Annotated in this window: 5 protein-coding genes; 4 read left to right on the top strand and 1 reads right to left on the bottom strand. The window is 33.8% G+C overall.

What is annotated here, in order from left to right:
- Positions 1–616 precede the first annotated feature (616 nt).
- Both H6F39_RS19870 and H6F39_RS19865 read left to right on the top strand, forming a co-directional pair.
- A complete protein-coding gene (locus H6F39_RS19870) occupies positions 617–1924 on the top strand; it encodes a hybrid sensor histidine kinase/response regulator (protein WP_137908722.1) in 1308 nt (435 codons plus the stop codon).
- 22 nt (positions 1925–1946) lie between these two features.
- Positions 1947–3062, top strand: a complete 1116-nt coding sequence (locus H6F39_RS19865; protein ID WP_137908721.1) for a cell wall metabolism sensor histidine kinase WalK — start codon at positions 1947–1949, stop codon at positions 3060–3062.
- 74 nt (positions 3063–3136) lie between these two features.
- On the opposite strand, the gene H6F39_RS19860 is transcribed toward H6F39_RS19865, so the two are convergent.
- Positions 3137–3583 carry a response regulator gene (locus tag H6F39_RS19860; protein ID WP_137908720.1) on the bottom strand — a complete coding sequence of 149 codons (447 nt, stop codon included), beginning with the start codon at positions 3581–3583 and terminating at the stop codon, positions 3137–3139.
- A gap of 603 nt (positions 3584–4186) precedes the next feature.
- Here H6F39_RS19860 and H6F39_RS19855 point away from each other — a divergent pair.
- A complete protein-coding gene (locus tag H6F39_RS19855; protein ID WP_137908719.1) occupies positions 4187–5389 on the top strand; it encodes an AAA family ATPase in 1203 nt (400 codons plus the stop codon).
- Positions 5390–5473: 84 nt separating this feature from the next.
- Positions 5474–6784 carry an amino acid permease gene (locus tag H6F39_RS19850; RefSeq protein ID WP_137908718.1) on the top strand — a complete coding sequence of 437 codons (1311 nt, stop codon included), beginning with the start codon at positions 5474–5476 and terminating at the stop codon, positions 6782–6784.
- Positions 6785–7157 lie beyond the last annotated feature (373 nt).

Below are 7157 nucleotides of genomic sequence, written 5' to 3'. Positions count from 1 at the left end.
GAAATAGTTGATAAAGTTATTTCTGTTGCTCTCGATTTGATGAATCCTCAACATTTAAAAAATTGGTTCACTAATTGTTGTTACTGTACCTCATAACACCGGGAAGTGCTGTAACATCTATCTAGAGAAGTAATAAATTGCCAATATTTGCAATTTAATCGTCGTAAAAATCTAGCTAAAGATATATAGATATTTCTGCTAAAACAAATGAAATTATTGAGACAAATCCGAAAAATTACAGTTTAAGCATGATTCCTAAATTTGCGATTGACTAGATCTAGCATTTGATCGGTAGGGGGTAATACAGTGTATACGGTAATGCGCGTTATAGCTTTTCCTGGCCTTAGCCTTAGCGGTTTCCGTCAAGGATAAATAAAACTCAGATTTGTAAAGACTTTTAACCTAAGTGCTATCAAAACCTATACAAGTTAAGGGAGTGATTTTTATTGGGACAATTGAGACATATTACTTAAATAAGTAATATTACTTAGATTTTTAGTACATAATGTTTCCATACAGTTCTCACTAATGGGTGAAGACAGTTAACTAATTGCTAATTTACAATGTTTTCAACTAGATAAAGTATTTGATTTTACTACAGTGAAAATAAAAACCGATGGAAGAAACACTAAAAATTTTAGTTGTAGAAGAGAATGAAGTAGAGCGTGTGCTATTAAATCTAGCTCTGAGGGAAACAGGTATTAGTATAGAACTTGATGAAGTCAAAGATAGCCATCACGCGCTCTCGGCTCTGATCAATAATCACTATGATTGCATATTTCTCGACTATCATTTACGAAATCAAGATTGCTTAACATTAATTCACAAAATAAATTCTTCAGCCATCAAAGTGCCTTTAGTGATTTTGATCAATTCAGGAAATGAAGCAATAGCTGGAGAGTGTATCAAAGCAGGTGCTAGTGAGTATTTGATCAAGTCTACATTATCTTCACAAACCATAGCCCAAATTTTACGAAGTGCAATTCGTATTCACCGATCCCAAATGCAGTTAGAGTTAGCAAATCAACAACTTAAAGAAAGTCGTGAAGAGCTAATTATCAAGAGTAAAGAATTAGCAGTACAACAGCAACAGATTCAGCAACAAAAACTCGCACTTTTGGAAATATCAAGGTTAAAATCATTATTTTTAGCAACGGTATCCCATGAATTGCGAACGCCAATGAATGCGATTATTGGATTTTCCCAGATTCTATTACGTCCCAAATTTGGTAATTTAACCAATCAGCAAATGGACATGGTAGAACGAATCCTCAATAATGGTAAAAAATTACTAATGTTGCTCGATGAAATCCTCGACTTTTCCCACATAGAAGCCGGTAAATTAAAACTCAAGCCAGAAATATTCGATTTATCAGAAGTTGTTAGTAATACAGTGAAAGAAATCCGTTCTTTAGCTGAAGCCAAGAATTTATCTTTGCTAGTCAAAGGAGATTTAAACAATAAATTAGTATTTAATGATGCAGTAAGATTACGGCAAATTTTAATGAATTTGCTTTCTAATGCCATTAAGTTTACAGAATCTGGAAATATTTTCGTAGAAATCAAAGAAATACATCAAAATAGAGTTACAATTGCTGTAGAAGATACAGGAATTGGTATTGCTACTCAAGATTTTCAAAATATTTTTGCAGCATTTCATCAAGTTGATCAAGGGATTAGCCGTAAATATTCTGGTGCAGGATTGGGTTTAGCTATTGTTGATTCATTAGTACGCATGATGGGAGGAAAAATATATATCGAAAGTAAATTAGGAGTCGGTTCAATGTTTAAAATAGAATTACCACGGAAAATAAATTTGATAGCCGATTTAGGTAATGTAGTTTCTCGTACTCATCAGCATCATTTTCATTCCATATATTCCCATAGGAAAGCATCAATAAATTCTCCAAATTTGAAATTGTAGATGATTAAAAGGTTGATTAATTATGACTATTCTCAAAAAAGATCGAATTTTGTCCGTTGATGATACTAAAGATAATCTGATTTTAGTGGAAGCAATTTTAGAAGATGAGGGATATCATATTGATTCAGTTGCTAATGGTGAAGCAGCTTTAAAAAACGTGGTAGAATTGCCACCAGATCTAATTATTTTAGATGTGATGATGCCAGGCATAAATGGCTATGAAGTGACGCGAAGAATCCGTAAGAATCCAGAAATAAACTATATTCCAATTTTGCTATTAACAGCTTTTGACGAATCTAGCGTTGTGGAAGGTTTAGATGCGGGTGCTGACGATTTTATTCGCAAACCCTTTGACACAGAAGAATTATTAGCAAGGGTGCGATCGCTGCTAAGATTAAAACACAGTATCGACGAACAGCGAAAAATGACACTACAGCGAGAAGATTTTGTTTCTCGTCTTACCCATGATTTACGGACTCCTTTAGTAGCTGCTGATAGAATGCTGCATTTCTTTTTGCAAGAAGTCTTTTGTACGATTTCTCCAGAAATGAAACAAGCGATTAATATGATGATTCGTAGCAATCAAAATCTCCTAGAAATGGTGAATACTCTCTTAGAAGTTTACCGTTTTGAAGCTGGGAAAAAAAGCTTAAACTATGAATCATGCGACTTAACACAAATAGCTACTGAAGTAGTGGGTGAACTCAGTCCCTTAGCAGTTGAGAAAAACTTAATTTTAAAATTAGATACCCATGAATTAAACCAAACAGGAAATAATGGAGGGATTGTTAACGGCGATCGCTTAGAATTAAGACGAGTATTCAATAATCTCATTGCTAATGCTATCAAATTTACCGATACAGGTAGCATAGAAGTCCGCATTTTTCAAACCTTATCCCCAACCAATCATCCCAGTCAAATAATCATCGAAGTTCAAGATACAGGTTATGGTATTGCAGCCGAAGATCAAGGAACAATTTTTGAGCGATTTCGCCAGGGAAGGAATAAAAGATCAGGTAGTGGTTTAGGACTGCATCTTTCACAATGTATTGTCGAAGCCCATGGAGGTAAAATAGAACTTTCTTCACAACTTGGTAAAGGTAGCACATTCACAGTCAGATTACCCAAAATCACTTGATTACTATTAATTAACAAATGCAAGGACTTTGAACCTGATTCCCTATTCCCTATTACCTATTCCCTATTCCCTTGCTATATTCTTGAAACCGAACATAGCTGAAATTTTCTACCTAGTAACCGCCGAATAGTTGTTTCTAATTCCTCAATCATATAGGGTTTACTAATGTGATCATCAAAACCAGCTTTGAGAATACTTTTTTTATCTTCAGTTCCAGTCAAAACCGTTACAGCAACTACAGGAATATGACAAGTTAATAATTCTCCCTTGAGACATTGAATAACATCTAACCCACTCATACCCGGTAAGAAAATATCCAATAAAATTAAATCAGGCTGATACTTCTTAGCCATAAACAGTGTTCTTGAACCTTCTTTTTGACAAATAGATCGACAACCTAATAATTCTAGGGTATAACTCATTAGCAGTAGACTATCATCATTATCTTCTACTGCTAAAACCAAAGGCTGTCGATGTTTTTGTCGTTTTTCATCACTCATAAATGAATGTGCTAAATACATCTCTTCTCCAGAGTAGTTAATAGGGAGTAGTCGTTTTTATGAGTAGAACAGACGAACCCGCAAATTCTCATTGGTTGTTTATCTTCAGTAATTGGAACAGGAAATAAAAATCCAGTTTTAATCCTTTTAGCAGATATATTTTGATTATATGCAAAACTGTCAATAAATTTATTTACAAAAATCAACAAATTTATAATCCTACTCTTTCGAGAAATAGGGTTTATTGTTTTTATTTTTACTAACCATGGAATTACTGTTTAATTTTTCAACCATAGGTAGGGTGAGAAATACCCACCAAAACCAGCCTAATAACGATCAAGCTGACATTGGATATGATTAAATAATTGCCAGAAATTGTCAAATACTACCATAATTACTTTTCTGATTAAGAAGTCTATTTTTAAACTTTGAAGATCATGTTATAGAAAAAATAGCAGACGTAAATCTAGTTTCTATCATCTAATATTGCTCAAACAGCTAAATTATGAGTAGAATAGTTGACACAACTGCAATTTTGGGAATATAATATATTACCAATTATTACCAATAGTGGCTGTAACAAAAAATTGTGCATCATTGTCTCAGCAGAGAATAATTTAAATTATGGATTTTGACTACTTCAGAACTAACGAAAGTAATAACACCAATAAAAACTGTCAGAACTTGTTATCCAGTGGTTGGCGGCCATTTCACAGAGATTTTGATTGGGAATATTTCGGGAAAATTTTATTCCATGATACTCAGGAATTAACCCAGAAAGGTATTAATTTAGTCAGTTATTATGCTGATGCTTTGGCCAGAAAAGAATATGCTTGGTGGGCAAATATTTTAAATTTAGCCTCAGATTATACTCGTGGTGAATTTCAGAAATTTTGGAATTATATCACACCAGATATGCTCACTCCAGAACAGCGCCATAAAGAGATTTTGAGTACAGAAACACCGCTTGTACAATTTGTGAGCCGCAATAGTATTCCTATTGATTATGTGCTGAATCTTCTGCAAGAAATTACCGTTCTCCGAGTCTTAAAATTATTAGAACGTCCTGATATTATCACTCAGTATTACTCCGAAAGAGACTTTTATTTTCCAGTAGAAAAATTTGTGAACTGGGAAAGATTAGATGTGGTAAATACAGTTTATGCTTATTGGTCAAAACATGATATTTGGTTACAAATTGAAGCCTATGAAAGGGGCAGAAGGAATTATACTTTAATGTCCCAAAATATGAAACCTTTAATTAATAAAGCCACCTATGATTTAGCAGTAATGCTGAGTGGATATCAAAGTCGCGTCGGGAAAGTTCATAGTCAATATCCCTTGCGGACATTTCCCCAAGACATCCAAAATTTTAGCGACTTAGTTCAACAAACAATTTTGCATCAAAACCAATTAGCAGTTGTAGTTCATGGCGCACCAGGTACAGGAAAAACAGCATGGACCCAGAGTATGGCTAAAGAAATTCTTGTCCCTTTAGGATATGTAATTTTCATTTTAGATCATGATGCTATTACCAACTTTGTCCCGCCAACATATTTAGAACGCATTTGTATTATCATCAACGAAGCTGATAATCTAGCTCAAGATCGGGCTTCAGAAGTGGCACAATATAATAACAAAACTGAGCATATTTTAGCCTTATTAGATGGGACATTATACCAGAGTATAATTGATGAATCTGGTATGCAAATGCAGCAAAAATTAGTAGTATTAATGACTTGTAATACCACGGAAAGATTAGATCCAGCCATGTTACGTAAAGGTAGAGTAGATTTAATGTGTGAGTTTATCAAGAAGTTCGTTTAATCACTTATTATATTCTCGACTGATCTTAGAAGTCGGGTATCTAGTATAACTATATTGAGAAGAGCAACAATTAGTTTTGAGTTTATGATTGGACAAGAAAAACAAGATCAACAAGCAGTAACAAGATTATTTTCTCACCTGGAATTTGATGGTAATAAATTTCAACATCAACCAGGCAGTGTTTTAGGAAATACAGCTTTGATTGTAGGTACTACTGTTGGGGCTGGAATTATTGGACTACCAGCAGTAACCTTACCATCTGGGATTATACCATCTACAATTGCCATTATTATTGTATGGTTTTATACTTTAATATCTGGTTTAATAATTGCGGAAGTGACTTTAAATATCATGCAAGTTGAGGGTATTCCCCATTTAGGCTTATTAGCAATAGTAGAAAAGATTCTTGGTAAAGTCGGAGCGAGAATTGCTGGAGTCGCATATTTATTTAATCACTATGCTTTGTTAGTGGCATATATGACTAAAGGTGGAGAAGTTTTAACAACCACAGTTAATCAAGTTTGGAAGTTAGAAAATATTTTACCTCATTGGGCAGGAACAGTGAGTTTTTCTCTAATATTTGGTAGTATGATTTATTGGGGAAAAAATAACTTTATTGAAAAATTAAATGAGATACTTACCATTATTTTACTCATGGCCTTTGTGGGTTTATTATTATTAGGAGGAAGCCAAATCCAAAGCTCTCAATTCTTAGTCCAAAATTGGACTGCTATTGGTGGTTCTATTGCTGTTATATATGTGGCCATGTTCTACCATTCTGTTATCCCGCTGGTTGTGACTCAATTAGAAGGAGATATTCCCAAAATTCGTCAATCTATTATTATTGGTTCTGTGATTCCACTCCTGATGTTTTTGGCTTGGAATGCGGTTATTTTAGGCTGCGTGACTCCAGATATTGTACAACTTAGTCCAGGAAATGAGAGGATATTTGACCCATTAAAAATCCTCCGCAATGGTGCTTCTGGAGAATGGTTTGCGATGTTACTATCAATTTTTTCGGAATTTGCCATTGTCACATCATTTATTGGTATTACCTACGGTTTAACGGATTTTTTTAAAGATATTTCTTTAATCACTAAAAGCGAAATTTCTCGTTTACCTCTTTATTCCTTGATATTGCTTCCACCTTTAAGTTTAGGAACATTTAATCCCACCATATTTTTCCAGGCTTTAGAATACACAGGTACGTTTAGTATTTCTATTTTAGCAGGAATTATGCCAGCATTAATGAGTTGGAAACAAAGTGAAAATCCAGAATTTTTCCATATTAACCATCAAACCCTAGTTCCCGGAGGAAAAATAACATTAATATTCATCATTATGGGCGGAATCTTTCTAATAGGTAGACAATTTTTTTCAATATATAAATTCTAAATATAAATCCTAAAAATGACTAATTTCCGGTTAATAAAATGACGCTAGAAAACCTAATCTTTTCTTTCTGGAGTTTGTTCGCTTTGGCTTATACCAACATACTTGTTTTTGGTGATCATCTACATAATCAATATTCAAAAGTGAATAAAACCCCTCTTGTCGGGTAATGACAAAAGAGGATTTGGAGCTAAAGTCCGGTAGGGTAATCGGGCTATTTAATATATAATATTTAAAGTGGTTTAATCCAGTCCCCCTTTAGATACAGCACTTCCCGGTGTTATGAGGTACAGTAACAACAATTAGTGAACCAATTTTTTAAATGTTGAGGATTCATCAAATCGAGAGCAACAGAAATAACTTTATCAACTATTTC

It is taken from the genome of Dolichospermum sp. FACHB-1250, assembly GCF_014696335.1.
Lineage (GTDB): Bacteria > Cyanobacteriota > Cyanobacteriia > Cyanobacteriales > Nostocaceae > Dolichospermum > Dolichospermum planctonicum.
The sequence above is the reverse complement of the archived record's forward strand: the minus strand, read 5'-3'. Positions and strand labels throughout refer to the sequence as shown.